The 24,115-nt window shown below is 71.4% G+C and carries 25 protein-coding genes; 17 read left to right on the top strand and 8 right to left on the bottom strand.

Going from position 1 to position 24,115, the window contains the following annotated elements; all coding sequences use genetic code 11:
• Nucleotides 1-17: 17 nt before the first annotated feature.
• Complete coding sequence (locus V1634_RS08110) at nt 18-1,076, bottom strand: LacI family DNA-binding transcriptional regulator (protein ID WP_331207123.1); 1,059 nt, start codon at nt 1,074-1,076, stop codon at nt 18-20.
• A 264-nt stretch (nt 1,077-1,340) separates the two neighbouring features.
• On the opposite strand from V1634_RS08110, the gene V1634_RS08105 reads away from it, so the two are divergent.
• The 13 genes from V1634_RS08105 to V1634_RS08045 all read left to right on the top strand — a co-directional run bounded on the left by V1634_RS08105 (nt 1,341) and on the right by V1634_RS08045 (nt 10,806).
• Entirely contained in the window at nt 1,341-2,525 is a 1,185-nt protein-coding gene (locus V1634_RS08105) for an extracellular solute-binding protein (RefSeq protein ID WP_331207122.1), read from the top strand.
• Entirely contained in the window at nt 2,522-3,523 is a 1,002-nt protein-coding gene (locus V1634_RS08100) for a carbohydrate ABC transporter permease (RefSeq protein ID WP_331207121.1), read from the top strand. Before V1634_RS08105 ends, V1634_RS08100 begins: the two co-directional genes overlap by 4 nt.
• Nucleotides 3,520-4,386 (top strand): carbohydrate ABC transporter permease, encoded by an 867-nt coding sequence (locus V1634_RS08095; RefSeq protein ID WP_331207359.1) that lies wholly within the window; start codon nt 3,520-3,522, stop codon nt 4,384-4,386. The genes V1634_RS08100 and V1634_RS08095 overlap by 4 nt, the downstream gene beginning before the upstream one ends.
• Nucleotides 4,387-4,741: 355 nt before the next feature.
• Complete coding sequence (gene rpsP, locus V1634_RS08090; protein WP_331207120.1) at nt 4,742-5,251, top strand: 30S ribosomal protein S16; 510 nt, start codon at nt 4,742-4,744, stop codon at nt 5,249-5,251.
• On the top strand, nt 5,226-5,486 hold the full coding sequence (locus V1634_RS08085) for an RNA-binding protein (RefSeq protein ID WP_199853371.1): 261 nt from the start codon (nt 5,226-5,228) through the stop codon (nt 5,484-5,486). Before rpsP ends, V1634_RS08085 begins: the two co-directional genes overlap by 26 nt.
• A gap of 13 nt (nt 5,487-5,499) precedes the next feature.
• On the top strand, nt 5,500-6,072 hold the full coding sequence (gene rimM, locus V1634_RS08080) for a ribosome maturation factor RimM (RefSeq protein ID WP_331207119.1): 573 nt from the start codon (nt 5,500-5,502) through the stop codon (nt 6,070-6,072).
• Nucleotides 6,073-6,138: 66 nt separating this feature from the next.
• Nucleotides 6,139-6,915, top strand: coding sequence for a tRNA (guanosine(37)-N1)-methyltransferase TrmD (gene trmD / locus V1634_RS08075; RefSeq protein WP_331207118.1), 777 nt, complete (start codon nt 6,139-6,141; stop codon nt 6,913-6,915).
• 141 nt (nt 6,916-7,056) lie between these two features.
• Nucleotides 7,057-7,413 (top strand): 50S ribosomal protein L19, encoded by a 357-nt coding sequence (rplS, locus tag V1634_RS08070; RefSeq protein ID WP_331207117.1) that lies wholly within the window; start codon nt 7,057-7,059, stop codon nt 7,411-7,413.
• A gap of 195 nt (nt 7,414-7,608) precedes the next feature.
• The gene (gene lepB / locus V1634_RS08065; RefSeq protein ID WP_331207116.1) at nt 7,609-8,514 is read left to right on the top strand and encodes a signal peptidase I; all 906 of its coding nucleotides are present in this window, start codon (nt 7,609-7,611) and stop codon (nt 8,512-8,514) included.
• Nucleotides 8,511-9,158, top strand: a complete 648-nt coding sequence (lepB, locus tag V1634_RS08060) for a signal peptidase I (protein ID WP_331207115.1) — start codon at nt 8,511-8,513, stop codon at nt 9,156-9,158. The genes lepB (V1634_RS08065) and lepB (V1634_RS08060) overlap by 4 nt, the downstream gene beginning before the upstream one ends.
• 54 nt (nt 9,159-9,212) lie before the next feature.
• Nucleotides 9,213-9,671, top strand: coding sequence for an NUDIX hydrolase (locus V1634_RS08055; RefSeq protein WP_331207114.1), 459 nt, complete (start codon nt 9,213-9,215; stop codon nt 9,669-9,671).
• A gap of 2 nt (nt 9,672-9,673) precedes the next feature.
• Nucleotides 9,674-10,486 carry a ribonuclease HII gene (locus tag V1634_RS08050; RefSeq protein WP_331207113.1) on the top strand — a complete coding sequence of 271 codons (813 nt, stop codon included), beginning with the start codon at nt 9,674-9,676 and terminating at the stop codon, nt 10,484-10,486.
• Nucleotides 10,483-10,806: a DUF2469 domain-containing protein gene (locus tag V1634_RS08045; protein WP_007075222.1), complete on the top strand. Its 324-nt coding sequence runs from the start codon at nt 10,483-10,485 to the stop codon at nt 10,804-10,806. The genes V1634_RS08050 and V1634_RS08045 overlap by 4 nt, the downstream gene beginning before the upstream one ends.
• Nucleotides 10,807-10,885: 79 nt before the next feature.
• Here V1634_RS08045 and V1634_RS08040 read toward each other — a convergent pair whose 3' ends face one another.
• Nucleotides 10,886-12,070 (bottom strand): sulfite oxidase, encoded by a 1,185-nt coding sequence (locus V1634_RS08040; RefSeq protein WP_331207109.1) that lies wholly within the window; start codon nt 12,068-12,070, stop codon nt 10,886-10,888.
• 375 nt (nt 12,071-12,445) lie between these two features.
• On the opposite strand from V1634_RS08040, the gene V1634_RS08035 reads away from it, so the two are divergent.
• A complete protein-coding gene (locus V1634_RS08035; RefSeq protein WP_331207108.1) occupies nt 12,446-13,018 on the top strand; it encodes a murein hydrolase activator EnvC family protein in 573 nt (190 codons plus the stop codon).
• A gap of 18 nt (nt 13,019-13,036) precedes the next feature.
• Here V1634_RS08035 and V1634_RS08030 read toward each other — a convergent pair whose 3' ends face one another.
• The 6 genes from V1634_RS08030 to V1634_RS08005 form a co-directional block, all read right to left on the bottom strand.
• Nucleotides 13,037-14,227, bottom strand: a complete 1,191-nt coding sequence (locus V1634_RS08030) for an aminotransferase class V-fold PLP-dependent enzyme (RefSeq protein ID WP_331207107.1) — start codon at nt 14,225-14,227, stop codon at nt 13,037-13,039.
• Nucleotides 14,228-14,308: 81 nt separating this feature from the next.
• Entirely contained in the window at nt 14,309-15,262 is a 954-nt protein-coding gene (locus V1634_RS08025; protein WP_331207106.1) for a tyrosine recombinase XerC, read from the bottom strand.
• Nucleotides 15,263-15,379: 117 nt separating this feature from the next.
• A complete protein-coding gene (locus tag V1634_RS08020; protein WP_331207105.1) occupies nt 15,380-16,579 on the bottom strand; it encodes a DNA-processing protein DprA in 1,200 nt (399 codons plus the stop codon).
• 170 nt (nt 16,580-16,749) lie between these two features.
• On the bottom strand, nt 16,750-18,270 hold the full coding sequence (locus tag V1634_RS08015) for a YifB family Mg chelatase-like AAA ATPase (protein ID WP_331207104.1): 1,521 nt from the start codon (nt 18,268-18,270) through the stop codon (nt 16,750-16,752).
• Nucleotides 18,271-18,491: 221 nt separating this feature from the next.
• Entirely contained in the window at nt 18,492-19,601 is a 1,110-nt protein-coding gene (locus tag V1634_RS08010; protein ID WP_331207103.1) for a threonine aldolase family protein, read from the bottom strand.
• 52 nt (nt 19,602-19,653) lie between these two features.
• On the bottom strand, nt 19,654-20,013 hold the full coding sequence (locus tag V1634_RS08005; RefSeq protein WP_331207102.1) for a YraN family protein: 360 nt from the start codon (nt 20,011-20,013) through the stop codon (nt 19,654-19,656).
• Between the two features lie 287 nt (nt 20,014-20,300).
• On the opposite strand from V1634_RS08005, the gene V1634_RS08000 reads away from it, so the two are divergent.
• From V1634_RS08000 to tsf, 3 genes are all read left to right on the top strand, one after another.
• A complete protein-coding gene (locus V1634_RS08000; protein ID WP_331207101.1) occupies nt 20,301-21,563 on the top strand; it encodes a hypothetical protein in 1,263 nt (420 codons plus the stop codon).
• A gap of 642 nt (nt 21,564-22,205) precedes the next feature.
• Entirely contained in the window at nt 22,206-23,078 is an 873-nt protein-coding gene (gene rpsB, locus V1634_RS07995; protein WP_331207100.1) for a 30S ribosomal protein S2, read from the top strand.
• A 131-nt stretch (nt 23,079-23,209) separates the two neighbouring features.
• Entirely contained in the window at nt 23,210-24,040 is an 831-nt protein-coding gene (tsf, locus tag V1634_RS07990; protein WP_331207099.1) for a translation elongation factor Ts, read from the top strand.
• Nucleotides 24,041-24,115 lie beyond the last annotated feature (75 nt).

The following is a 24,115-nucleotide window of genomic DNA, read 5'->3' as shown; positions in this document are numbered from 1 at the left end:
GTGCGCCCGCGCCGGGGTCAGCCGGCGGTCGGGGTGACGCTGGCGGGCAGCGGAACCTGCGGCAGCCGGTCGGCGGCGTAGGGGCGACAGGACGCCCGCACGACCAGCTCGGTGGGTAGCCGGATGTGCGTGTCGCGTTCGACGCCGCCGATCAGGTCGATGAGCAGGCGCAACGCCTCGGCGCCCATCCGCTGGAGCGGTTGCATGATCGTCGTCAGCGGCGGGTTGACCAGTGCCGACTCCGGTACGTTGTCGAACCCGATCACCGAGAGGTCCTCGGGCACCCGCAGGCCCATGCTCTGGGCGACGTCGAGGGTGGAGATCGCGGAGAGGTCGTTCCCGGCGAAGACCGCGGTCGGCCGGTCGGGGAGGGCGAGCAGCTCCGCGGCCGTACCGGCGGCGCTCTCGATCCGGAATCCGCCGACCCGCACCAACCGCTCGTCGACCGGGACGTCGGCGTCGGCCATCGCCTTGCGGAACCCGGCCTCGCGCAGCCGGGCGGACTCGAGGTCGTAGCGTCCGCTGATGTGCCCGATCCGGCGGTGACCGAGCGAGAGCAGGTAGTTGGTCGCGAGTACGGCGCCGGCGAAGTTGTCGGAGTCGACGGTGGGTAGGCCGGAGGGGCCGGTGTGCGGGTCGACGGCCACGACGTGGAAGCCCTGGTTGGTCTCGACCACGGTCGGGGTGACGATCACGGCGCCGTCGATGAGCGTTCCGGAGAGCCGGGCCAGCGACCGCCGCTCCCAGCCGATGGCCGTGTGGTCGCCGTCGCCGCCGGAGTAGGCCAGCAGTTGGTAGCCGGTGCCGGCGACCTCCCGGGACGCCCCCTTGAGCAGCTCGGTCGAGAACGGCTCGAACTCGGCGACCAGGATGCCCAGCACGTTGGTGCGGTGACTGCGCAGGCTCTGTGCACCGAGGCTGGCTTCGTACCCGAGCTGGCGGATGACCTGCTGGACGCGTTCCACGGTCGCCTGCGCCACGCCGTACCTGCCATTGACCACCTTGGAAACCGTCGCGACGGAGACGCCGGCCGTACGGGCCACGTCCGACATCTTGACGCGCTGCGGAAACGCCACGCCGACGATGATAGAGGGCTGCCAGCGCCCCATGACAGGGGAGTCGAAAACGTTATCGACAACGGTTGACACCGCGTTACGCGGCTGTAAAACTCCCCGTTCAGGTTGAGTACCGCGACTGACTAGTCGAGGAGACATTCGATGGCGATGAAAGGCCGCGCGGGCACCGTCCTGGCGCTGCTTACGACCAGCGCACTCCTTGCTGCCGGATGTAGCGGCGGCGAGAGCGAAGCGCCCGCTGAAGAGGAACTTTACAAGAACCCCGTGACCCTGACCTGGTGGCACAACGCCTCCCAGGACGGTCCCGGCAAGACTTACTGGGAGAAGGTCGCCAAGGACTTCTCCGCGCTCCACCCGACCGTCACGATCGAGATCGAGGCGATCGAGACCAACCAGCTCCAGCGGACCCGGCTCCCCGCCGCCCTGCTGACCGCCGACCCGCCGGACATCTTCAACGCGTGGGGCGGCGGCGAGATGCGCGAGCAGGTGGAGGCCGACTACCTCAAGGACATCACCGAGTCGGCCAAGGCCGAGATCGAGAACATCGGCAGCGCGGCCGAGATCTGGGCCGTGGAGGGCAAGCAGTACGGCCTGCCGTACCGGATGGGCGTCGAGGGCATCTGGTACAACAAGGACATGTTCGAGCGGGCGGGCATCTCCGCCCCGCCGACCACGTTCGACGAGCTCAACGACGCCGTCACCAAGCTCAAGGCGATCAACGTCGTCCCGATCGCCCTCGGTGCCGGTGACAAGTGGCCCGCCGCGCACTGGTGGTACAACTTCGCGCTGCGCGCCTGCTCGGTCGACACCCTGAAGAAGGCCTCGAAGGAGGCCGTCTTCGACGACCCGTGCTTCGTGAAGGCCGGCGCGGACCTGAAGACCTTCATCGGCACCAACCCGTTCCAGCCCAACTTCATCGCCACCCCGGGCCAGAACGACCCGACCAGCGCCAACGGTCTGCTCGCCAACGGCAAGGCCGCGATGGAACTCATGGGTGACTGGAACAAGGGCACCCTGGAGACCGTCGCGGAGGACAAGGCGGCGCTGGCAAAGTTCCTCGGCTGGTTCCCGGTACCGGCGATCACCGGTTCGGCGGGTGACCCGAAGGCGGCCCTCGGCGGTGGTGACGGCTTCGCCTGCGCGAAGAACGCTCCGGCCGAGTGCGTCGAGTTCCTCAAGTACATCCTCAGCCCCGAGGTGCAGAAGGGCTACGCCGAGACCGGCGTCGGCCTGCCCGTCGCCAAGGGCGCCGAGGGTGGCGTCACGGACCCCGCCCTGAAGTCCCTCCACGAAGCCACCACCAGCGCGACCTACGTACAGCTCTGGCTGGACACGGCCTTCGGCAGCACCGTCGGCAACGCGATGAACAACGCGATCGTCGCCATCTTCGCCGGCAGCGGCACCCCCGAGCAGGTCGTCGAAGCTATGAAGGCGGCCGCACGAAAGTGACCTCCACCAACTCAACCCTGAACCCCGCCGGTGGCGCCTCCGCGCCACCGGCGGGTGTCCGGCCTGCCCGGAGGCGGTCGTCCTCGCGCGGGGCCGAGAAGCGACGCAAGTGGTACGAGATCATCGGGCTGACCACGCCGGCGGTCATCGTCTACGTGATGTTCGTGCTGGTGCCGATGGGATTCGCGGTCTACTACAGCCTCTTCCGCTGGCGCGGGGTAGGACCGCCCACCGACTTCGTCGGCTTCGACAACTACCTCCTCGCCTTCGAGGACCCGATCTTCCTCGACGCGCTGCGCAACAACGCGATCATCGTGGTCGGGTCGCTGCTGATCCAGGGCCCCATCGCGCTCGGCGTGGCGCTGCTGCTCAACCGGCGCTTCCGCGGCCGTACCATCTTCCGCCTGCTGGTCTTCGTCCCCTACGTGCTCGCCGAGGTCACCGTCGGCATCATGTGGAAGCTGATCCTCACCGACGGCGGGACGGTCGACGCGCTGCTGCGGTCGCTGGGACTGGGCAGCCTGGTGCAGGCGTGGCTCGCCGACCTCGACATCGTGATCTGGACGCTGCTCTTCGTCCTCACCTGGAAGTACGTCGGCTTCGCCATCATCCTGCTGCTCGCCGGCCTGTCGAACGTGCCGCACGAGCTGACCGAGGCCGCCGCGATCGACGGTGCGAGCTGGTGGCAGGTGCAGCGCCACATCACGCTTCCGCTGCTCGGCCCGACGATCCGGATCTGGATGTTCCTGTCGATGATCGGCTCCCTGCAGGTCTTCGACGTGATCTGGGTGACCTCGGTTTCCTCGGTGCGGTCGCTCGGCGCGTCCGCCACCATGGCGACCTACATGGTCGACAACGGCTTCTTCGCCCGGCTCTGGGGTTACGGCAACGCGGTGGCCGTGATCCTCTTCGTCATCTCCTTCGTCGCGGCGCTGCTGTTCCAGCGTTTCCTCCTGCGCCGTGACATCCAGGGCGCCATCACCAGAAGGGTGAACTGACCGTGGCCGCGAACGCTGTCCTGCCCCCACCGTCCAAGCGCCGACCGGTGTCCTGGGGCAACCCGCTCACCTACGCGCTGGCGCTCGCGGTCGCGGCCGTGTCGATCGCCCCGGTCGTCTACGTGGTCGTCGGCGGTTTCCGTACCACCCCGCAGATCGTCGCGAACCCGGCCGGACTGCCCGACCCGTGGGTCTTCGACAACTACGCCAGGGTGCTGACCCAGAGCGACTTCTGGGGCCAGGCCTTCAACAGCGCGGTGATCGCCCTGGGTACGACCCTCGGTGTCGTGGTGTTCGGCGTCTGCGCCGCGTTCGTGCTGGCCCGGTACACCTTCCGCGGGCGCGAGGCGCTCTACACCTTCTTCACCCTCGGCCTGCTCTTCCCGGCCGGGGCGGCGATCCTGCCGCTCTACCTGATGCTGCGCGACCTGAACCTGATCAACTCCTACTACGCGGTGATGCTTCCGCAGATCGCCTTCGCGCTGCCGCTCACGATCGTGATCCTGCGTCCCTTCCTCGCCGCCATCCCGCGCGAGCTGGAGGACGCCGCCGCGATCGACGGTACGGGCCGGCTCGGCTTCCTCTGGCTGATCGTGCTGCCGCTGTCGCGGCCCGCGCTGGTCACGGTCGGGATCCTCGCGTTCGTGGCGAGCTGGAACGCGTTCCTGCTGCCACTGCTCGTACTCGGCGATGCCAATCTGCACACCCTGCCCCTCGGCGTGCAGAACTTCTCAAGCCAGTACACCTCCGACACGGCGGGAATTCTCGCCTTCACCTCGCTGGCGATGCTGCCGGCACTGCTCTTCTTCACCTTCGCCGAGAAGCAGATCGTCGGCGGTCTCCAGGGTGCGATCAAGGGCTGAGCGGCGGGGTACGGGCACCAGAAGGAGAGGCACGACGGTGATCGAGGTCCGCTAGGCGCGCCCCGGGCGGGCGAGGAGGGCCACCATCCCTGACCGGGGCCGTGGGCCGCCATGGTCGCCCGGAGCGGGCCCCGTCGGCGAGGCTGTCGGCGAGTTCGCCGGCCGGTGTGAGGTTCCCGGGCCGGGTCTGGCAGAATGGGTCGCTGGTATCCGGCGCGCGTCCGGCGCCCTCTAACCCGGGCGTGTCGCCAGTCCATCGAGCAGTCCCCGGCTCAACCCCACTGTGCCGGTCGGCTCTCACCCGCGCACCGCCCGTGTCCGGGACGGTGAGAATCGCAACAGGAGCGAACACACTGTGGCCGTAAAGATCCGGCTCCTGCGGATGGGTAAGATCCGCAACCCGCAATACCGCATCGTCGTCGCCGACTCGCGTACCAAGCGTGACGGTCGGGCGATCGAGTTCGTCGGGATCTACCAGCCGAAGGAGCACCCTTCGGTGATCGAGGTCAAGTCGGACCGGGTGCAGTACTGGCTCTCTGTCGGCGCCCAGCCGAGTGAGGCCGTCCAGCGCCTGCTGGAGAAGACCGGCGACTGGCAGAAGTTCAAGGGCCTGCCGGCCCCGCCGCCGCTGCTGGTGGCGCCGGAGCGGGCCGACCGCACGGCGGCCTACGAGGCCGAGGCGAAGGCGGCGGCCGGGCTGACCGAGTCGGCCAAGCCGGCGAAGAAGGCGGCCAAGGCGGCGCCCGCCGAGGCGAAGGCGGCACCGGCCGAGGCGAAGGCGGCGCCCGCCGAGGCCAAGGCGGCACCCGCCGAGGCCCCCAAGACCGAGGAGCAGGCCGGTGCGGACTCCGGCGAGCAGGCCTGACGTGGCGCTCCGGCCGGCGCTCGAACACCTGGTCAAGGGCATCGTCGACCACCCGGACGACGTACGGGTCCGGATGGTCGACTCCCGGCGCGGCAAGCGCCTGGAGGTGCGGGTGCACCCTGAGGACCTGGGTACGGTGATCGGTCGCTCCGGCCGTACCGCCAAGGCGCTGCGCCAGGTGATCGGGTCGATCGGCGGCCGTGGCGTACGCGTCGACATCGTCGACTCGTACTGACCCGCGGATCCCGATGCTCCTGATCGTCGGCCGGATCGGCCGTCCGCACGGCATCCGCGGTGAGGTGACCGTGGAGGTGCGGACCGACGATCCAGAGGCACGGTTCGCCGCCGGGGCGGTGTTGCGCACCGACCCGGCGGCGGCTTCCGGCAGCGGCCCGGCGGCGCCGCCCCCGGTCACCGAGCACGGGGAGTTGGTCCGGGTGCCGGAGCAGCTCACCGTCGAGGCCACCCGCTGGCACCAGGGCAAGCTGCTGGTCAGCTTCGACGGCGTCTACGACCGAGACGTCGCCGAGGCGCTGCGCGGCACCCTGCTCTGGGTCGACACCGCCGACCTGCCGGACCCGGCCGACCCGGACGAGTTCAACGATCACCAGTTGGTCGGTCTGGCGGTGGTCACCCCGACCGGTGAGCCGCTCGGCGAGGTGGCCCGGATCGACCATGCCCCCGCCTCGGAGCTGCTGGTGCTGCGCCGCCCCGAGGGGCGGACCGCGCTGATCCCGTTCGTCAAGGCGATCGTTCCCGAGGTGGACCTGGCCGCCGGCCGGGTGGTGGTGGACGCGCCGCCGGGCCTGCTGGATCTCTGAGCGGGGAGTTCTGATAGGAAGGGCCCCTTCCTATACAGAATGCGATAAGAGGGGGCCCTTCCTTACATGCACGTCGACGTGGTGTCGATCTTTCCCGAGTACCTGGCCCCGCTGGGGCTCTCCCTGATCGGGCGGGCCCGGGCGGCCGGAGTACTCGACGTCGCCGTGCACGACCTGCGGACCTGGACCCACGACGTGCACCGTACGGTCGACGACACCCCGTACGGCGGCGGGCCCGGGATGGTGATGCGCCCCGAGCCCTGGGGAGAGGCGCTGGATGCCCTGGTGCCGGCCGGCGACGAGTCCGGGACCCGGCTGGTGGTGCCCACCCCGGCCGGTGCCCGGTTCAGTCAGGCGGTGGCGCACGAGCTGGCGGCCGAGTCGCACCTCGTCTTCGCCTGCGGCCGCTACGAGGGGATCGACCAGCGGGTCCTCGAACACGCCGCCACCCGGATGCCGGTGACCGAGATATCGCTCGGCGACTACGTGCTCTTCGGGGGCGAGGTCGCGGTTCTGGTGATCATGGAGGCGGTGACCCGCCTGCTCCCCGGGGTACTCGGCAACGCCGACTCGCTCGCCGAGGAGTCGCACGCGCACGGTCTGCTGGAGGCGCCGGTCTACACCAAGCCGCCGACCTGGCGCGGGCAGGACGTACCGGAGATCCTGCGCTCGGGTGACCACGGCCGGATCGCCCGGTGGCGGCGCGACCAGGCGCTGGTCCGGACGGCCGCGCGCCGGCCGGACATGCTCGCCGCGCTGCCGGCGGAGCAGTTGGACAAGCGGGATGTCGCCGCCCTGACCGGGGCCGGATTTCAGCCCCCGGCCGACGATATGGCAAAGTAGGGGGGTTGCCGCAGTCGCCCGTGCCACGGACGGCTGCGAGGATCTCCGCCGGGGTTGCCCTGCCGGGCCCCGCCGTGGAGATCAGAATCACCCATCCGCGCGCCGACGCCCGGTGCGCCGTGAGTCCTCAAGGATGCAGCGATGAACACCCTGGACGCCCTCGACGCCCAGTCGCAGCGGACCGACGTGCCCGACTTCCGGGCCGGTGACACCGTCAAGGTGCACGCCCGAGTCATCGAGGGCAGCCGGTCCCGGGTCCAGATCTTCGAGGGTGTCGTCATCCGGCGCCACGGAGCGGGCCTGCGGGAGACCTTCACCGTACGCAAGATCAGCTTCGGGGTCGGGGTGGAGCGGACGTACCCGATCAACAGCCCGGGTATCGACCGGATCGAGGTCATGGTCCGTGGTGACGTACGCCGGGCCAAGCTCTACTACCTCCGTGAGCTGCGCGGCAAGAAGGCCAAGATCAAGGAGAAGCGCGAGAAGCGGGTCGGCTGACCTCCCGCTGACCGCGAGCGACGCCGATCGCGGGGTGCCGAGCCGGCCAACGCCGACTACGCTGGCCGCACGGGCAGACGCGAGACGCGGCGACCCCGGCGACTGCCGGGGTCGCTCGTTCGCCCCGCGCTTCGGCTCGCGGTGCCCGTCACCAACCAGTGGTGATGGCGCTGTATCTCGGGACCGGGGAGTTGCGTGGTGCGTAGGGTGGACGACGAGGACGATGTCGAACCGTGGCGTCGTCGGCCCCGACGATCCCGCCGTACGCGTAAGCAGATGCCACTGTGGCAGGAGCTTCCACTACTGCTGATCGTGGCGTTCTGCCTCGCGGTCCTGATCCGGACCTTCCTGCTCCAGGCGTTCTTCATCCCCTCGGGGTCCATGGAGGACACCCTGCTGATCGGCGACCGGGTCCTGGTCAACAAAATCGTCTACGACGTGCGCGACCCGGCCCGTGGCGAGATCGTGGTGTTCCGGGGTACGGCGGCCTGGGCGCCCGAGGTCCGCGAGGAGGCCGATCCGGGGTTCGTGGCCAAGCTCGGCCGCACGATCGGAGACCTGGTCGGAGTGAGCCGGCCCGGCGAGAAGGACTTCATCAAGCGCGTGGTGGGGCTGCCCGGCGACCGGGTGCAGTGCTGCGACGACCAGGGTCGGGTGACCGTCAACGGTGCCCCGATCGACGAGCCGTACGTGCTGGAGAACTCTCCACTGGACGTCCCGCCCAACCGTCAGGAATGCCGGTCGCGGCGGTTCGACGAGGTGGTGGTCCCGGCGGGCCAGATTTTCGTGATGGGCGACCACCGACTGGTGTCGCAGGACGCGCGCTGCCAGGGTCCGGTACCGATCGAGAACGTGATCGGCCGGGCCTTCGTGGTCGTCTGGCCGTTCGGACACTGGAGTTCGTTGCCGGTGCCGGACGGCTTCGACAAACTGCCGAAACCGGCGGCGGCATCCGCCCCCGGGGAAGCGCCCGTCGACAGTCCGCAAAACAGCGCAGACACGGGAGAAATAGCAATTGCTATGCCAATCTTGGGCTCTCTGCTCGTTACCGCGCGTTCCCGGCGCTTTCGCGGGACTCGGCATCGTAGGCTCCACCCGTGATTGACGAGCAGACCGACAAGTCCAAGCCCCGCAGTTCGTTCTGGCGGGAGTTGCCCATCCTGGTGGGCGTGGCCATCCTGGTCGCGGTGCTGGTCCGGGCGTTCGTGCTGCAGACCTTCTACATCCCGTCGCCGTCGATGGAGCACACTCTCGACATCTACGACCGGGTGCTCGTCAACAAGCTGGTCTACGACTTCCGGTCACCGCACCGGGGCGAGATCATCGTATTCAAGGCGCCCACCCAGTGGACCGGCAATCCGAAGGGTGAGGATTTCATCAAGCGGGTGATCGGGGTCGGCGGTGACCGGGTGGTCTGCTGCGACCCGCAGGACCGCCTGATGATCAATGGCCAGTCGCTGGACGAGCCGTACATCTTCACCGAGAACGGGGTGCGGGATCCGGCGGCCGACGAGGAGTTCGACATCACCGTCCCGGAGGGGCGACTCTGGGTGATGGGTGACCACCGCTCCGCCTCGGGCGACTCGCTGGAGCACTGGCAGCAGAGCCGCAAGGACATCCAGGTGGCGACGATTCCGGAGAAGTCGGTGGTGGGGCGGGCCTTCACCGTCTTCTGGCCGGTCGGCCGGGCCACCTGGCTCTCCGTACCCGATTCCTACGGCGCGATTCCGGATCCGCAGGGCTGACCGACGCCGCGCGGCCGGCGGCGAGCCGGACGCGGACGAGGCTAGGCTGACCGGGTGACCGTGTTCAGCCCCCGCCAGGCCGCCCGGGTGCTCCTGGTCGACGCCGACGGTCGGGTGCTGCTGTTCCACGGTTGGGATCCGGCCCGCCCCGAACACTGCTACTGGTTCACCCCTGGCGGCGGCCTGGATCCGGACGAGACGCCGGCGGCCGGCGCCGCCCGCGAGCTGGCCGAGGAGACCGGTCTGCGGCTGGGCCCGGCCGAGTTCGGGGAGCCGGTCTGGCAGGAGACGACCGAGTTCAGTTTCGGTGGCCAGTGGTTCCGCCAGGAACAGCACTTCTTCCTCGTCCGGGTCGCGGCCTGGGCGGTGGACACGACCGGGTTCGACGCGGTCGAGCAGGAGACGATCGACACCCACCGCTGGTGGTCGATCGAGGAGTTGGAGCGGACGACGGAACGGTTCTATCCGACCGACCTGCCCGAGCTGTTGCTCCGGGCGCTGGAGAGCGAGTAGCGGTGCTGACCCCACCCCGTACCGTGATCCGCCGCGAGGGCGGCATCTACGCCATGGAGCGCGCGCTGCGGCGACGCGGCTTCCCGCAGGTCGCCGGGGCCGACGAGGCCGGCCGGGGAGCCTGTGCCGGCCCGCTGGTGGCCGCCGCGGCGGTGCTGCCGGAGGGCCGGCGCGGCGAGATCGAGGGGCTGGCCGACTCCAAGCTGCTCACCCCGGCCACCCGAGAGCGGATCTACGCCGAGGTGGTGGCCCGGGCGCTGGCGTACGCCGTGGTGGTCATCCCGGCGGCGGAGGTGGACGCCCGGGGGTTGCACGTGTGCAACCTGGCGGCGATGCGCCGGGCGCTGGCCTCCCTCGCCGTGGTTCCGGACTACGTGCTGACCGACGGTTTCGGGGTGGACGGGCTGGGCGTGCCGGGGCTGGCGGTCTGGAAGGGCGACCAGGTTGCCGCCTGCGTGGCGGCGGCGAGCGTGCTGGCCAAGGTCACCCGAGACCGGATCATGGTGGAGTTGCACGACCAGTACCCGGGGTACGGCTTCGCCGAGCACAAGGGATACATCACCGCCGAGCACAGCGCCGCGCTGGAACGTCACGGTCCGTGTCCGGAACATCGCTTCTCGTACGTCAACGTCGCGACCGTCTCCGGCCGGGTCGGCCGGCCGCCGCGTTCCCGGCGTCCGGCGCAGCTGGGTGGGATCGAGTCGATGGCGCACGGGGGCCGGGCAGGGGGTACCGTCGGCGTGGCGTTGGGCGAGCGGCTTCGGCCGTCAACGTTGGTGGGGGAAGATGTGGCCATGGAAGGCGGAGTGGGATGAGCGCGGAAGATCTCGAGAAGTACGAGACCGAGATGGAGCTGCAGCTCTATCGGGAGTACCGCGACATCGTTCGCCAGTTCTCCTACGTGGTGGAGACCGAGCGGCGGTTCTATCTGGCGAACCAGGTTGATCTACACGTCCGCAACTCCGACGGCGAGGTCTACTTCGAGGTGGAAATGCACGACGCCTGGGTCTGGGATATGTACAGGCCGGCGCGCTTCGTGAAAAATGTCCGAGTAATGACCTTCAAGGATGTCAACGTCGAAGAACTCGAAAAGCCGGACATCTCCCTTCCCGCTGATTCTGGATTCGGCGGTTGATGATCACCTGCCTTTCGGCGGGCCGATCAGCGCTGGCCGCACCGGCAGCTCGCGCCGGAGTACCGGCGGAGCCGACGGCCTAGTCGTCCTCGGTGACCACGACCTCCACCCGCTGCACCAGGTTGTTCGCGAACCCACCCCGGTTCCACGGCTGCTCGATCGGCTGGGTACGCCCCGACGCGTCGGTGGCCCGGGCGCCGAGCGTGTACCGGCCCGGGGTCGCCGGCCACTCGTACCGCCAGCGGCGCCACGCCCAGCGCTCGTCGACCGGTCCGCGCGCGGCCGGCTCCCGCTGCCCCGCCGGCACCGGGTCTGCCTCGTAGCCCAGCCCCTCGGCCCCGGCGGCCGGATCGAGGGTGGCGGGCGCCCAGCTGAGACCACCGTCGGTGGTCACCTCGACGGCGGTCACCGGAGCGTGCCCGGACCAGGCCCGGCCCTGCACCGTGCACGATCCGGGGCGTACCACCCGGGTCCGCGACATGAAGTCCGGAAAGCCGGGCGGCTGGACCAGGGCCCGGGGCTCGATCCGGGTGACCGGGACGCCCGGGTCGTCGGCGGAGCTGCGCAGCCGGTAGGCCACCGCGTTCTGGTAGCCGTCGAACTCCCGGTCCAGCACCGTGATCCGGGTCAGCCACTTGACGTGTGCCATGCCGTACCAGCCGGGCACCACCAGGCGTAGCGGCGCGCCGTGCTGGGGGAGCAGCGGGAGGCCGTTCATCTCGTACGCCAGCAGCACCTCCTCGCGCAACGCCTCGGCCACCGGCAGGCCGCGCTGGTAGTCCTGCTCGACGCCGCGTTCCACCCCGTGGTCGGCGCCGGTGAACACCACGTCGACGGCGTCCGTGGCGAGCCCCGCCTCCCGGAGCAGCGGAGCGAGTGGCGTCCCGGTCCATTCGGCGGTGCCGACCGCCTCGGAGAGCCACGGCTGGCTGACCGGTCGGGGTGTCAACAGCGCCCGACCGTTACCGGCGCACTCCAGGGTGACCCGCCGGGTGACCGTGGGCCGCTCCCGTAGGGCGGCGAGATCGAGGGCCAGCGGGCGGTCGACCCGGCCGTCGATGGTCAGCGCGTGCCGACCCGGGTCCAGGTCCGGGATGTCGTAGTGGATGAGCAGGTAGTGCAGGCCCACCGGGGTGACGTCGTAGCGGAGCGCTTCCAGCGGCAGCGCGTGGTTGCGCGCGGCGAGTCCCAGTTCCTCGATGCTGATGCCCTCGTCGGGATCGGCCAACCGGGAAGGCCGGCTCACGTCGTCCACTGTGGTCATCGCCGCTCCTCCGTCGTTCCGGGCGGCGGGTGCGGCCCGCCTCCGGCCGTCCAGCCTAGGCGAGCCGGCTGAACGGGGACGGAGCCGCCCAGCTCACGGGCGGACGACACGGTCTCGGCGGGGGTGGCTGGGGGCGCCGGATGTCCGGTTCGGCACCCACCACGGAGTTTCCGCTCGTCCCGACGCTCGGCACAGCGGCAGCCGCTGCCGTTCGGGTTCCAGAAATCCTCGGCCGTCGCGGCGCCGAGACGGTCGCCGGGCTGGGCATAGCAGATCATCGGGGGTCGCGGGCGTTTTCCACAGGTGTGCTGGTTGTGCACAGGCTGCGGTTCGGGGTGTTGCGAGGGGGCACGCGTGGCGCGACGCTGCACGACCATGACGAGGAGATGGCACGGCGCGGGACCGGCGATCCTGCTCTCGGTGTTGCTGCTGGCGCTGGCACCGCCACCGGCGGCCGAGACCGACCCGACCGGCAGGTCTGTCCGGGACGTCGGCAGCCCGGCAAGGTTCCGCTGGCCGCTCGACGGCGTGCCCCCGGTCGTCCGCCGGTTCGACCCGCCGCCGCGACCGTGGGCGGCCGGCCACCGGGGCGTCGACCTGGCCGCGCCGCCCGGCGCCACCGTGCGGGCCGCCGGGCCGGGCGTGGTGTTCTTCGCCGGGACGGTGGCCGACCGCCCGCTGGTCAGCGTCGCCCACGCCAACGGACTACGCACCACCTACGAGCCGGTGCGGTCCGGGCTGGCGGCCGGCGACGCGGTCCGGGCCGGAGATCCACTCGGTGTGCTCCAGTCGGGCCACCGAGGCTGCACGGCCGCCGGAGCGGCGTGCCTGCACTGGGGCCTGCGGCGCGGCGACGAGTACCTCGATCCCCTGCTGCTCCTCGGCCTCGGCCGGGTCCGCCTGCTACCGGTCTCGGCACAGCCTCCGGCCGGTGCCGCCGGTCGATGACACCGTCCGGACCGGCGGTCAGGAGAGCGTGCCGAGCAGGCCAGGGAGGCGCTCGGCGAGCCGGTCGTACTCCTCCGCCCGGTTGTAGATCTGGCCGGACAACCGCAGCCAACCCCGGTCGCGCCAGGGGTTGACGTTCACCTCCGCGCCCAGTTCGTCGCTGATCCGCTGCCGCAGCGCTACCGCGTCGGGAAAGGTGGTCGCGACGCCGGCCGGCAGGGGGAGGATCCGCATGGATACCGTCGGCCCGCCGGGGTCGACCAGGTCGGCCGGCGCGACCCCGAGAGCTGCCCCGACCACCCGCTGCCCGTACGCGGCCAGTTCCGCGTTGTGCGCCCGGACCCGCTCCAACCCGAGCGTACGAAGCGTGAACACGCCCACCGGCGCGGCGAGCCAGGCGGTGTAGTCGAGCGTCGCCTGCCATTCGACCCGGCTGGGGAAGCCGGTCTCCTGCTCCCAGGAGACGGCCAACGGCTCGATCCGGTTGCGCCAGCGGGGCGCGACCACCAGTGCGGCGGTACCCCGAGGGGCGTACCCCCACTTGTGCAGGTTGCCGATCCAGAAGTCGGCGCCGATGCTCCGCACCGGAGTCGGCAGCATGCCGGGCGCGTGCGCACCGTCGACCAGTACCGGGATGTCGCGTTCCCGGGCCACTGCCGCGATCGCCGCCGCCGGGAACAGCCGGGCGGTGGAGGAGGTGAGCTGGTCGACGATGAGTAGTTTGGTGCGGCCGGGCCGAATGCCGGCTCGGACGATCTCGACGACCTCCTCGTCCGTGGCGGTCAGCGGTACGGCCAGGGTGCGCCGGACGGCACCGGTCCGGCGTGCCTCCCGCTCGATGGAGAGGGCGAAGGAGCCGTACCCGTGATCGGTGTCGACCACCTCGTCGCCGGGTTCCAGCCGCAGCGACTGGAGCACGACGGCAGCGCCGAGGGTGACGTTGCCGACCAGAGCCGTCCCGTCCGGGTCGGCACCGAGAAAGCCGGCCAGGTGTCGACGAGCGTGCGTGATCCGGTCGACGAGTCCCCGGTTGAAGAACCGCATCGGGTTGGCTTCGGTCTCGTCGCGCAGCCGCTGCTGAGCGCGCTGCACGCCGATCGGCACCGCCCCGTACGACCCGTGGTTGAGGTGGGCGACGCCGGGATCCAGCGAGAACAGCAGTCGGGCGCCGGGGATCGGCACGGGCGGCTGCGGCCCCGCAGTGCTCATTCGGTGATCGTAGCCCGGCATCGATCGGGTACCGACCTGGAACGCGTGATCCGGCGGTGGCCGCCGCATCGTCGCCGGACGTCAGGTCGGGGAGTCGGCCCGAGGATGTGCCTGGCGGTAGGCAGCTCGCAGCCGCTCCACGGAGACATGGGTGTAGATCTGTGTGCTCGACAACGTGGCGTGGCCAAGAAGCTCCTGCACCGTACGCAGGTCGGCACCGCCCTCCAGCAGATGGGTGGCCGCCGAGTGCCGCAGCCCGTGTGGGCTGATCCGGGGCAGACCCGTGACACGGGCGTAGTCTGCGACGATCCGGCGTACCACTGTGGGCTGCAGCCGCCCGCCGCGTACCCCGAGCAGCAGGGCCGTACCGCTCTCCGGCCCGGCCAGATGTGGCCGGCCGATCCGGAGCCAGTCGTCGAGGGCCCGCTGCGCCGGCAGCCCGTAGGGCACCGTGCGTTCCTTGGCCCCCTTGCCCAGGACCCGGAGCACCCGCCGGGCCTGGTCGACGTCACCGAGATCCAGACCGCACAGCTCGCCGACCCGGATGCCGGTGGCGTAGAGGAGTTCGAGCACCACCCGGTCCCGTGACGATTCCGGGGAAGCGGCCCCGCCGGGCGCGTCCACCAGCTCGCTGGCCTGGTCGGGCCGGAGCACAGCAGGCAGTTCCCGATGTGCCCTGGGGCTGGCGAGTTGCGCACCAATGTCGGCGTCCAGCAGCCCGGCCCGGTGCGCCCAGCCGGTGAAGGTACGCGCGGACGCGGCGCGGCGGGCCAGCGAAGCGCGGGCGGCCCCCAGGGTACGCAGTTTCGCCAGCCAGCTCCGCAACACGGTGATGTCCAGCTCTCGCGGCTCGGTGCAACCCATCCGGCCGGCATGGTCGAGCAGCGACACCACGTCCGCGACGTACGCCCGGACGGTGTGCGTCGACCGGTTCTCGACCGATGCGAGGTGCTGGGCGAAATCGTCGACGCTCTCCCGGAAGGCCGGTGTCAGGGCCTCGTGCCGGGCACGGGTGCTGCGACTGGGCTCGCTCATCACCTGCGACGGTGGGCCCCGAACCTGGGGTACGTCAAGCCGGCCCGCCGCAGATCTGCCCGTCACCGGTATTGCGGTCGAGGTCGACGGCTCGCCTCGGGCACGTCGCGGCCATGGTCATCGGGCTGGCCCGGCAGATGCCGCGCGGCCGGCTCGGGTCGCCGCCGGAGCGAGGAGGTACCCGTCATCGCGGCGGAGCACCAGGTCGAGCTGTTCCAGCAGGGAGAGCTTGCGCAGGGTGGTACGCAGGTCGAGCCCGGTCCGCGCGGCGAGGACGTCCGGGCCGACCGGGCCGCGTCGCGGAACCGACTCCAGGATCAGCGCGGAGTCGTCATCGAGCCCGTCCTGTGGCCTCTGTGGACCACGAACCGGCGGTGCGAGGTCGGCACCGATCCTCCCTACCTCCTCGAGCACGTGTGGCACGCCGGTGACCAGTCGCGTCTCGGGATATTCGCGGAGAAGTTCGTGCGCCCCGACCGACATGGCGGAGGTGACCGGCCCGGGAACCACCATCGCGGGCCGCTTCAGCGCGATCGCCCGCCGCAGCGTCTGGGTCGCACCGCTGCGGGCCGCCGCCTCGACCACCAGGGTGCCGGCGGTCGCGGCGGCGATCACCCGGTTGCGAATCAGGAACCGGGGCCGCAGCGGCTCCGCCCCGGGCGCCCATTCGCTGACCAGCAGGCCGACGTCGGCGATCCGGTCGAAGAGGGCGGTGTTTCCCACCGGATAGGGCCGGTCGACACCGCAGGCGAGTACCGCCACGGTCAGGCCACCGGCATTCAGGGCGCCCCGGTGCGCCGCCGCGTCGATGCCGAACGCACCGCCGGAGACGACGGTCCAGTCCCGCTCCGCCAGGCCGAAAGCGATCTCGGTGGCGACGTGCAGCCCGTACGGGGTGGCGGCCCGGGACCCGACCACTGCCACCGATCGTTGCAACGCCTCCCCGAGCGGCCAGGCACCGCGCACCCAGAAGCAGAGCGGCGGCGCCGTCTCCTGGTCGACCCTGCGATCGGTACCGGGCAGGTTCAGCCGGTCCAGGCCCCGCAGCCGGGCCGGCCACTCGGGGTCGCTGGGTGTCACCACACGCGCACCGAGCCGTTCGGTCTGCTCGGCGGCGTCGAGGGCGACCTGCCACGGGTCCCCGGCGGCCAGCCGGGACTCGACCGTTGCCCGCAGCCGGTGGTCCGAGACCTTGCCGGCGAGCAGACGGCGCAGCGCGCCGACCGCCCCGAACTGCTGTACCAGGCGGAACACCGCTCGGGTGCCGGGCTCGAAGAGCCAGGTGAGAGCGATGCGTGCCAGCCTCTCCTCGTCCATCGCCACCGGCTCCTCCAGCCCGGGAATCGGGTCGGTCGACGGCAGGACGCGGCCGGTGTCGGGCTGGCTGGAAGCCTCCGCCGTCGAATGGGGGAGCGGTGGTCGTGTCGGAGTGGCCGGTGATGCGGAGTCACGACTCGGGGTGGCCGGAGCGGGGCGGACGGGTCTGGTCATGCGAGGCTCCCGGTGCGGAGTTGGGTCGCTTCGTCCACGTCTCCGGCGTCGGGGCGCTGCCTACCGTCGAGGTCGGCGATGCTCCAGGCCAGCCGGATCACCCGGTCGAAGCCACGGGCGGAGAGGACGCCGCTGTCGAGCAGCCGGCGCAGCGCGTGGGTGTCGTCCGCCGGCAACCGCCACCGGGGATGGCGCAGCTGCGGACCCGGTACCTCGGCGTTGACCCGCCAACCGCCGGCAGCCCACCGGGCAGCGGCGGCGGCCCGCGCCTTGCCGACCCGTTCGGCGACCACGGCGGACGACTCGACGCTCTGCTCGGCGGCCATCAGTTCCGCCGCCCGCAGCGGGCTCACCCTGACCTGCACGTCCAGCCGGTCCAGCAGGGGCCCGGAGAGCCGGCCGAGATAGCGGCGACGTGCCAGCGGGGTGCACTCACACGAGACGTCGCCGGAGGGTTTCGCGCACGGGCACGGATTCGCCGCCACGACCAGTTGCACCCTGGCCGGATATTCGGTGCCGCCACGGGAACGGGCCAGCACGATCCGGCCGCTCTCCAACGGCTGGCGCAGTGCCTCCAGCGCACCCCGGACAAATTCCGGGGCCTCGTCGAGGAAGAGCACCCCGCGATGCGCCAACGACACCGCACCGGGCCGGGCCAGCCCCGATCCGCCTCCGACCAGCGAGGCGATCGTCGCCGTATGGTGCGGGGCCTGGAACGGCGGTCGGCGCAGCAGTTGCCCGTCCGGAGGCAGCAGACCGGCGATCGAGTGCAGCGCGGTCACCTCCAGGGCGCCCTCGTCGTCCAGTTCGGGCAGGATCGAGGGGAGACGCTCGGCCAGCATCGTCTTGCCGGCTCCCGGGGGCCCGAACAGGGCCAGATGGTGACCGCCGGCGGCGGCCACCTCCAGGGCGCGCCGACCGAGCCCCTGCCCGGCGACATCGGCGAGGTCGGGTCCGGGGCGGGGCGACGTCGCCGGTGGGGACGGCGGATCGAGCAGCGGCGCACCGTCCCGGATGAAGGCAACCAGCCGGTGCAGGGTGTCGACCGCCCGGACCCGTACGCCGGGTACGACCGACGCCTCGGCGGCGTTGTCGAGTGGTACGACCACCCGGGTGATGCCGGCCCGGGCCGCCGCCACGACCATCGGCAGTACGCCCCGGACCGGTCGGACCGTCCCGTCGAGGCCCAACTCGCCGAGGACGGCGACCCGGTCCAGCGGAGCGAGCGGCATCTCGCCCGAGCCGCCGAGTAACGCCGCCGCGATGGCGAGGTCGAAGGCCGATCCGTGCTTCGGCAGCGTCGCCGGCAGCAGGTTGACGGTGATCCGGCGGTTCGGCCAGCGCTGACCGGAGTTGACGATCGCGGCACGCACCCGATCCCGGGCCTCGTTGAGGGCGGTGTCGGGAAGTCCGGACAGTACGACGGTGGGCAGGCCGGTGGCCAGATCGGCCTCGACCTCGACGACGTGCCCGGTGACCCCGACCAGTCCCACGCAGAGCACTTTGGCGTAACTCATCGGCGGGGTCCGGCAAAGCTGTCTCGCGGCATCGGCATGCTCCCGACCGTGCCCGGAACGGCTTCGACGCAACGGCCCGAGACCCTCACCTGTGGACAACCAGGGGCCCTGTGGACGGCCGGACGATCAAGGGATGACTGTGCTATGTGCCGCGACTGCCCGGCCATGTCGACGGAGTCGGCTTTCCGGACCGGGGCCGGTCCACGGGTTCAGCGCCGGGGTTACCCGCGCCCGACCGCCCGACCGAGTAGTTCGTGCAGGAGCGCGACCACCTCGTCCGGGGAGAACGCCATTGCCTGCTCGCCCACCGTGACCTCGAAGCGGCATCTCGTCGGGTCCGGCCCGGAGAGCACCCGTGGAAACAGCTGTACGCCATGTTCGGCGATCATCTCAGCGCCGGCCCGTTCGACATCCTGTCCCGACGCGGGCAGGTGGACGTGGAAGATCGGCGTCTGGGGCGGATCGGGCCAGGCCAGCGCGACACCGTCGCTGTTGATCGCGTTGGCGATCGCGATCGCGTGCTCCCGGAACGCCGGCATCTGCGGCAGCAGCCGGTTCAGGCCGACGAGGCCGGCCAGCGCCAGCGGCCAGGCATCGTGGATCGCTCCGCCCAGCCGGCTCCGCCACACCGCCGCCTCGGCGATGGTCGCGGCGTCGGCGGCGAGGAGGGCACCCCGGATGCCGAGCAGAGCCTTGTAGAGCGAGGTGTAGACCGTGTCGAACAGCCCGGCGATCTCCGCGAACGGGCGGCGATAGTAGGTCTGCGCCTCCCAGATCCGGGCGCCGTCGAGGTGCGCCGCCGCGCCTCGGTCCCGGACGGCCGTGACCTGCTCGCGCAGCTCGTCCCACTCGGGAAGCTGCCCGCCGATGTCCCGCTGCGGCAACTCCCAGACCACTGCGGCCAGCGGTTCCCCGATCGCCGCCAGCGCGGCGCCGGTCATCAGCCCGTGGCGGTCCCCGGCGGGGTGGAACCGCAGCCCGTGCACGACGTGGTAGCCCCGCTGCTCCCAGACGTCCAGGTGGCTCTGCGGATGTGCGGCGAACGCCTGCCGGCCCCGGCGCTCGGCATGGATCCGCAACGCCACCTGCTGCGCCATCGTGCCGGTCGGGAAGAAGAGCGCCGACTCCGTACCGAACAGGTCGGCGATCCGCCGCTCCAGTTGGGCGACCGGGGCCTCGGGGCCGCCCGGCGGGGTGTCGTCGTCGACCTGGTCGAGCATCTGCCGCAGGACCGCCCGGGGCATCCGGTGGATCGGTGCGTGCAGGAACAGGGAGCGGCGGATCGACGAGCCGGTGGCGGCCGCATGGGTGCGGAACTCGGGCGAGGGCATGGAAGGAGTCTGGTCTTCTTGCCAATCTGTGGCAACAAGACCGGGGACGTACTCAGAATGCCGCTCGCAGGTGCTCGACGCGGGCCGGGCCGCTGCGCGCCGGGTACACCTCGACGACGTCGAACCGGATCTGCTCCGGATGCACCCCGCTGGTCCGCAACCATTCGGCGGCCAACTGGCGCAACCGGCCCGCCTTGCGGCCCACCACCGCCTCGGCCGGGGTGCCGAACGCGTCGCTCCGCCGGGTCTTGACCTCGCAGAAGGCGAGGACGTTCCCCTCCCACGCGATGATGTCGATCTCGCCGTGGGCACATCGCCAGTTCCGCACCACGACTCGCAGTCCCGCCTCGACCAGGTGCCGTACGGCACACCGCTCCCCGTACGCGCCGACCGCCTGTCTCGCCGCTGTCATGGCTGGACCCTGGTCCCGGCCGACGCCCGGGACAACTCCCGAATGGCACGGTTGTGGATATCGGGGGGTGCTGTGGACGACCGGACGATCAAGCCCTTCGGCTGCTATGCGAGCCGCTCCGGCCATAGGCGCGGCGAGGCGGTGCGGGCCACGGCGGCGACGACGGTCGGGTCCCGCCGACACATCGCCCGGCACCTCCGGGCGGTCCGCTGCCGGGCACCCCCGCCGACCGGTGGCGACGCGCTCAACTGGCGGGTACCCGGGCAGGTCACATACGGTGCGTGGCCGTGGAGCAGCAACGCAACTTCCCGGAAGAGCAGGGTTCCGGCTGGCGGGCCGACGACCGTGGCTACCCCGACCAGCGCTGGCACGGCGCCGGCGAAGACCGCTACCCCGGTACGGAGCAGCCGGCGGCACCGGCCCAGTACGGTGGCCCGGCGCCCGACGGCCCGTACGGCCAGCCCGTCGACGCCGGCACCGGGCGGTACGCCGATCCGACCCGGTTCGGCGTGCCGGAGCGTTCCGCCGGACCGGTCCAGTACCCGCCCGGCGGGACCCCGCCGGCCGGCGGATACCCGGGTTTCGTACCGGCGGGTGCTCCTGATCCGGCCCCGCCCTCCCTGGAGGTCCCGTTGCCGAGCTTCGGCGGCGCCGCGCCGACCGGCACCGGGGCCGGGTATCCGCCGAGCGGGTGGGCGGTGGACCCCACCGCACAGGACGGCGCCACGGCGACGGGCCCCGCCGACGTCACCGGTTCGGTCCAGGGCTGGGGTACGGGCCGACACAGCGTCCCGGCGGCCGAACCTGGACAGCCGGCTGCCACGGTCACCGACTCCGGGCGCCCGGCCATGTCCGTCGACCCGGGGCGGTCGCCGCTGTCCGGGTACCCGATCGTCCAGCCGGCGCGTATCGGGGCCGCACATGCGGGCGAGGCCGTCCAGCCGGCACCTGGCGACGAGGCGGGACGCGGTGGCGAGGCCGTCCCGCCGGGGCGTGGTGGCGAGGCCGGGCAGCCGGGACACGGCACCGACCGGGGCGGCGTGCTGGACCAGCCGACCAACCTGGTGCCACAGGTCGATCCGCGCGCCGGCACGGGTGGCGTAGCGGTCGGGATGGATCCGTCGGGGCAGCCCGGCGAGTCGATCGATCGGACGGCGGCGCGACCGCCGACCCCCGCTACGCCGCCCGGACAGCCGGGGTCAGATCCAGCGGGGCTGCCCGGGGGATTCGGCCTGCCGGCCAGCGACGGCGTGTACCGGACCCGCCGGCCCGCCCTGGCCGTGGTCCTGGCGCTGCTCGCGGTGATCTTCGAGGTGCCGGCGGTACGGTTGCTTCTCGACGGCGCGCTCGGCGATCCGGTCCTGCCGGCGGCGGTGCTCTCCGGGACCTTCCTGGTGCTGGGGTTGCCGATCTTCGCCACTGGCCTGTACGGCCTCGCCACCAGCGCCGCCGCCCTGGCCGACCCGGCCCGGGCCTGGCTGCGCCCGCCGACCGGCTATCTCAGCATCGGCCTGGTGCTCTTCGTCGCGGCGGCACTCGCCGCCGGCTGACGCCTGCCGGACGGGACACCGGCGGGCTCCGCAGGACACCGACAACTGCTCGGTGGCCCGTCGCGTTGACGGCCGGTGGCAACCGGTGGCAGGTCGGTGGCAAAGGAACGGCCGGCGGCAAGGGACGACCGGCCGTAAGGGGACGGCCGGTGGCATCGAGACGGCCGGGTGGCCATCGAGACAGCCGGTGGCATCGGGACAGCCGGTGGCATCGAATCGAGACAGCCGGTGCCGACGGGCCGGGCGGCGAGCGACCGGCCAGGTGGTGAGCAACCCGACAGGCCGGGGCGCAACGGGAAGGCCGGCCGGGACGGGACTCCGCCGACAACCGACGGACACCGGAGGACCGCCCGGCTACGGGCAGGTCGGGTTGACCGGATGGGCGGGTCGGGTTGACCGGATCTGCCGGTGGACGGTGGTGGGTGGGGGTTTGTGTGCTGCTGGGCGCAGCGGGGCGTACACTTGGCGATTGGCGACCGCCTCGCGCGGTCGACCTCGCGTGCCCTCTCCACGGTCCGTCCGTGGGGCGACGGCCCCCTGGTCCCGATTCCCGTCGGGTCCGCCATGGCCGGCGATCAGGCGCCAGGACGCCAGGCCGCCGGCCCGGCGTGACAACCAGGGACAACTGAGGAGCACCCCACCATGGCCGTAGTGACCATGCGCCAGCTGCTGGAGAGCGGTGTCCACTTCGGGCACCAGACCCGGCGCTGGAACCCGAAGATGAAGCGCTTCATCTTCACGGAGCGTAACGGCATCTACATCATCGACCTGCGGCAGACTCTCGACTACATCGAGAAGGCCTACGAGTTCGTCCGCGGGACCGTCGCCGAGGGCGGCAGCATCCTCTTCGTGGGTACGAAGAAGCAGGCCCAGGAGGCGATTGCCGAGCAGGCGACCCGGGTCGGCCAGCCGTTCGTGAACCACCGCTGGCTGGGCGGCATGCTGACCAACTTCCAGACGGTCTACAAGCGGCTCCAGCGGATGAAGGAGCTGGAGGCCCTCGGCGACCTGTCGGGGACCGCGCAGGGCTACACCAAGAAGGAGACCCTGCAGCTCTCCCGCGAGAAGGACAAGCTGACCCGCACCCTCGGTGGCCTGCGGGACATGCAGAAGGTCCCGGCCGCGATCTGGGTGGTCGACACCAAGAAGGAGCACATCGCCGTCGACGAGGCCCGCAAGCTGGGCATCCCGGTGATCGCCGTGCTCGACACCAACTGCGACCCGGACGAGGTCGACTTCCCGATCCCGGGTAACGACGACGCGATCCGCTCCGCCGAGTTGCTGACCAAGGTCATCGCGGCGGCCGTCGGTGACGGTCTGATCGCCCGTTCCGGCAAGCGCCGTGGCACCGACGAGAAGCCCGAGCCGGGTGTGGTCGGCGCCGACGAGCCGCTCGCCGAGTGGGAGCGCGAGCTGATCGAGGACACCGAGAAGAAGGCGGCCGGCGAGGCGGAGCAGAAGGCTGGCGAGGCGGAGCAGAAGGCCGGCGAGCCGGCGGGCGTCGCCGCCGAGTGACCGCTGTGTCGGGTGCCGCCGGCTGGTCGTCGCAGCCGGCGGGCCCGATCCGGTACGAGGCAGGGCGGACCCCGACGGGTTGGTCCGCAGAAGACCACGAATCAGCCGCGTTACACACCGAAGAGAGAGTCATGTCCAACTTCACCGCCGCGGACGTCAAGAAGCTCCGGGACCTCACCGGCGCCGGCATGATGGACTGCAAGAAGGCCCTCACCGAGGCCGAGGGCGACTTCGACAAGGCTGTCGAGGTCCTGCGCGTCAAGGGCGTCAAGGACGTCGGCAAGCGGGCCGGCCGGACGGCCGCCAACGGCCTGGTGGCGCACTCCGGCAAGGCCCTGCTCGAACTCAACTGCGAGACGGACTTCGTCGCCAAGAACGCCGACTTCATCGCGTTCGCCCAGCTCCTCGTGGAGCACGGCGCGCAGGCCGGGGTCGCCGACGCCGAAGCGCTGCTCAGCAGCACGCTGCCGGACGGGCGGACCGTCGCGGACGCCGTACAGGAGCAGTCCGCCAAGATCGGCGAGAAGCTGGTGCTGAACCGCTTCGCCGCGGTGGACGGGACCGCCGCGGTCTACCTGCACCGCAAGGCGCAGGACCTGCCGCCGCAGGTCGGCGTGCTGGTGGAGTACACCGGCAAGGCCGACGAGGCGGGCGACGCCGACGCGCGTGCTGTCGCCATGCAGATCGCCGCGATGCGTCCGAAGTACCTGACCCGGGACGAGGTGCCGGCCGAGACCGTCGCCTCCGAGCGGCGCATCGCCGAGCAGACCGCCCGCGAGGAGGGGAAGCCGGAGGCCGCCCTGCCGAAGATCATCGAGGGTCGGGTCAACGCGTTCTTCAAGGACTACGTCCTGATCGAGCAGGCCTCGGTCGCCGACAACAAGAAGTCGGTCAAGCAGGTGCTGGCCGAGGCCGGCATCGAGGTGACCCGGTTCGTCCGGTTCGAGGTCGGCCAGGCCTGAGCCGTCGCCACGGGCCCGGATCGCCGCGACCCGGGCCCGCGGCGGAGTCGACACGGACGGGAGGCCGCAGGTGTA

It is taken from the genome of Plantactinospora veratri (assembly GCF_036421995.1).
GTDB classification, from domain to species: Bacteria; Actinomycetota; Actinomycetes; order Mycobacteriales; family Micromonosporaceae; genus Plantactinospora; species Plantactinospora veratri.
Note: the sequence above shows the minus strand (reverse complement) of the source record. Positions and strands in the feature narration are given on the sequence as shown.

Excerpts from the sequence above, each read along its gene's own strand:
- V1634_RS08045 (WP_007075222.1), top strand. The coding sequence starts at position 10,483 with ATGAGCGCGGAAGATCTCGAGAAGTACGAGACCGAGATGGAGCTGCAG.
- tsf (WP_331207099.1), top strand. The coding sequence starts at position 23,210 with ATGTCCAACTTCACCGCCGCGGACGTCAAGAAGCTCCGGGACCTCACC.
- V1634_RS08020 (WP_331207105.1), bottom strand. The coding sequence starts at position 16,579 with ATGGACGAGGAGAGGCTGGCACGCATCGCTCTCACCTGGCTCTTCGAG.
- trmD (WP_331207118.1), top strand. The coding sequence starts at position 6,139 with ATGCACGTCGACGTGGTGTCGATCTTTCCCGAGTACCTGGCCCCGCTG.
- V1634_RS08005 (WP_331207102.1), bottom strand. The coding sequence starts at position 20,013 with ATGACAGCGGCGAGACAGGCGGTCGGCGCGTACGGGGAGCGGTGTGCC.
- V1634_RS08035 (WP_331207108.1), top strand. The coding sequence starts at position 12,446 with ATGACGAGGAGATGGCACGGCGCGGGACCGGCGATCCTGCTCTCGGTG.
- V1634_RS08025 (WP_331207106.1), bottom strand. The coding sequence starts at position 15,262 with ATGAGCGAGCCCAGTCGCAGCACCCGTGCCCGGCACGAGGCCCTGACA.
- rplS (WP_331207117.1), top strand. The coding sequence starts at position 7,057 with ATGAACACCCTGGACGCCCTCGACGCCCAGTCGCAGCGGACCGACGTG.
- V1634_RS08010 (WP_331207103.1), bottom strand. The coding sequence starts at position 19,601 with ATGCCCTCGCCCGAGTTCCGCACCCATGCGGCCGCCACCGGCTCGTCG.
- V1634_RS08040 (WP_331207109.1), bottom strand. The coding sequence starts at position 12,070 with ATGACCACAGTGGACGACGTGAGCCGGCCTTCCCGGTTGGCCGATCCC.
- V1634_RS08030 (WP_331207107.1), bottom strand. The coding sequence starts at position 14,227 with ATGAGCACTGCGGGGCCGCAGCCGCCCGTGCCGATCCCCGGCGCCCGA.
- rpsB (WP_331207100.1), top strand. The coding sequence starts at position 22,206 with ATGGCCGTAGTGACCATGCGCCAGCTGCTGGAGAGCGGTGTCCACTTC.
- V1634_RS08015 (WP_331207104.1), bottom strand. The coding sequence starts at position 18,270 with ATGAGTTACGCCAAAGTGCTCTGCGTGGGACTGGTCGGGGTCACCGGG.
- rimM (WP_331207119.1), top strand. The coding sequence starts at position 5,500 with ATGCTCCTGATCGTCGGCCGGATCGGCCGTCCGCACGGCATCCGCGGT.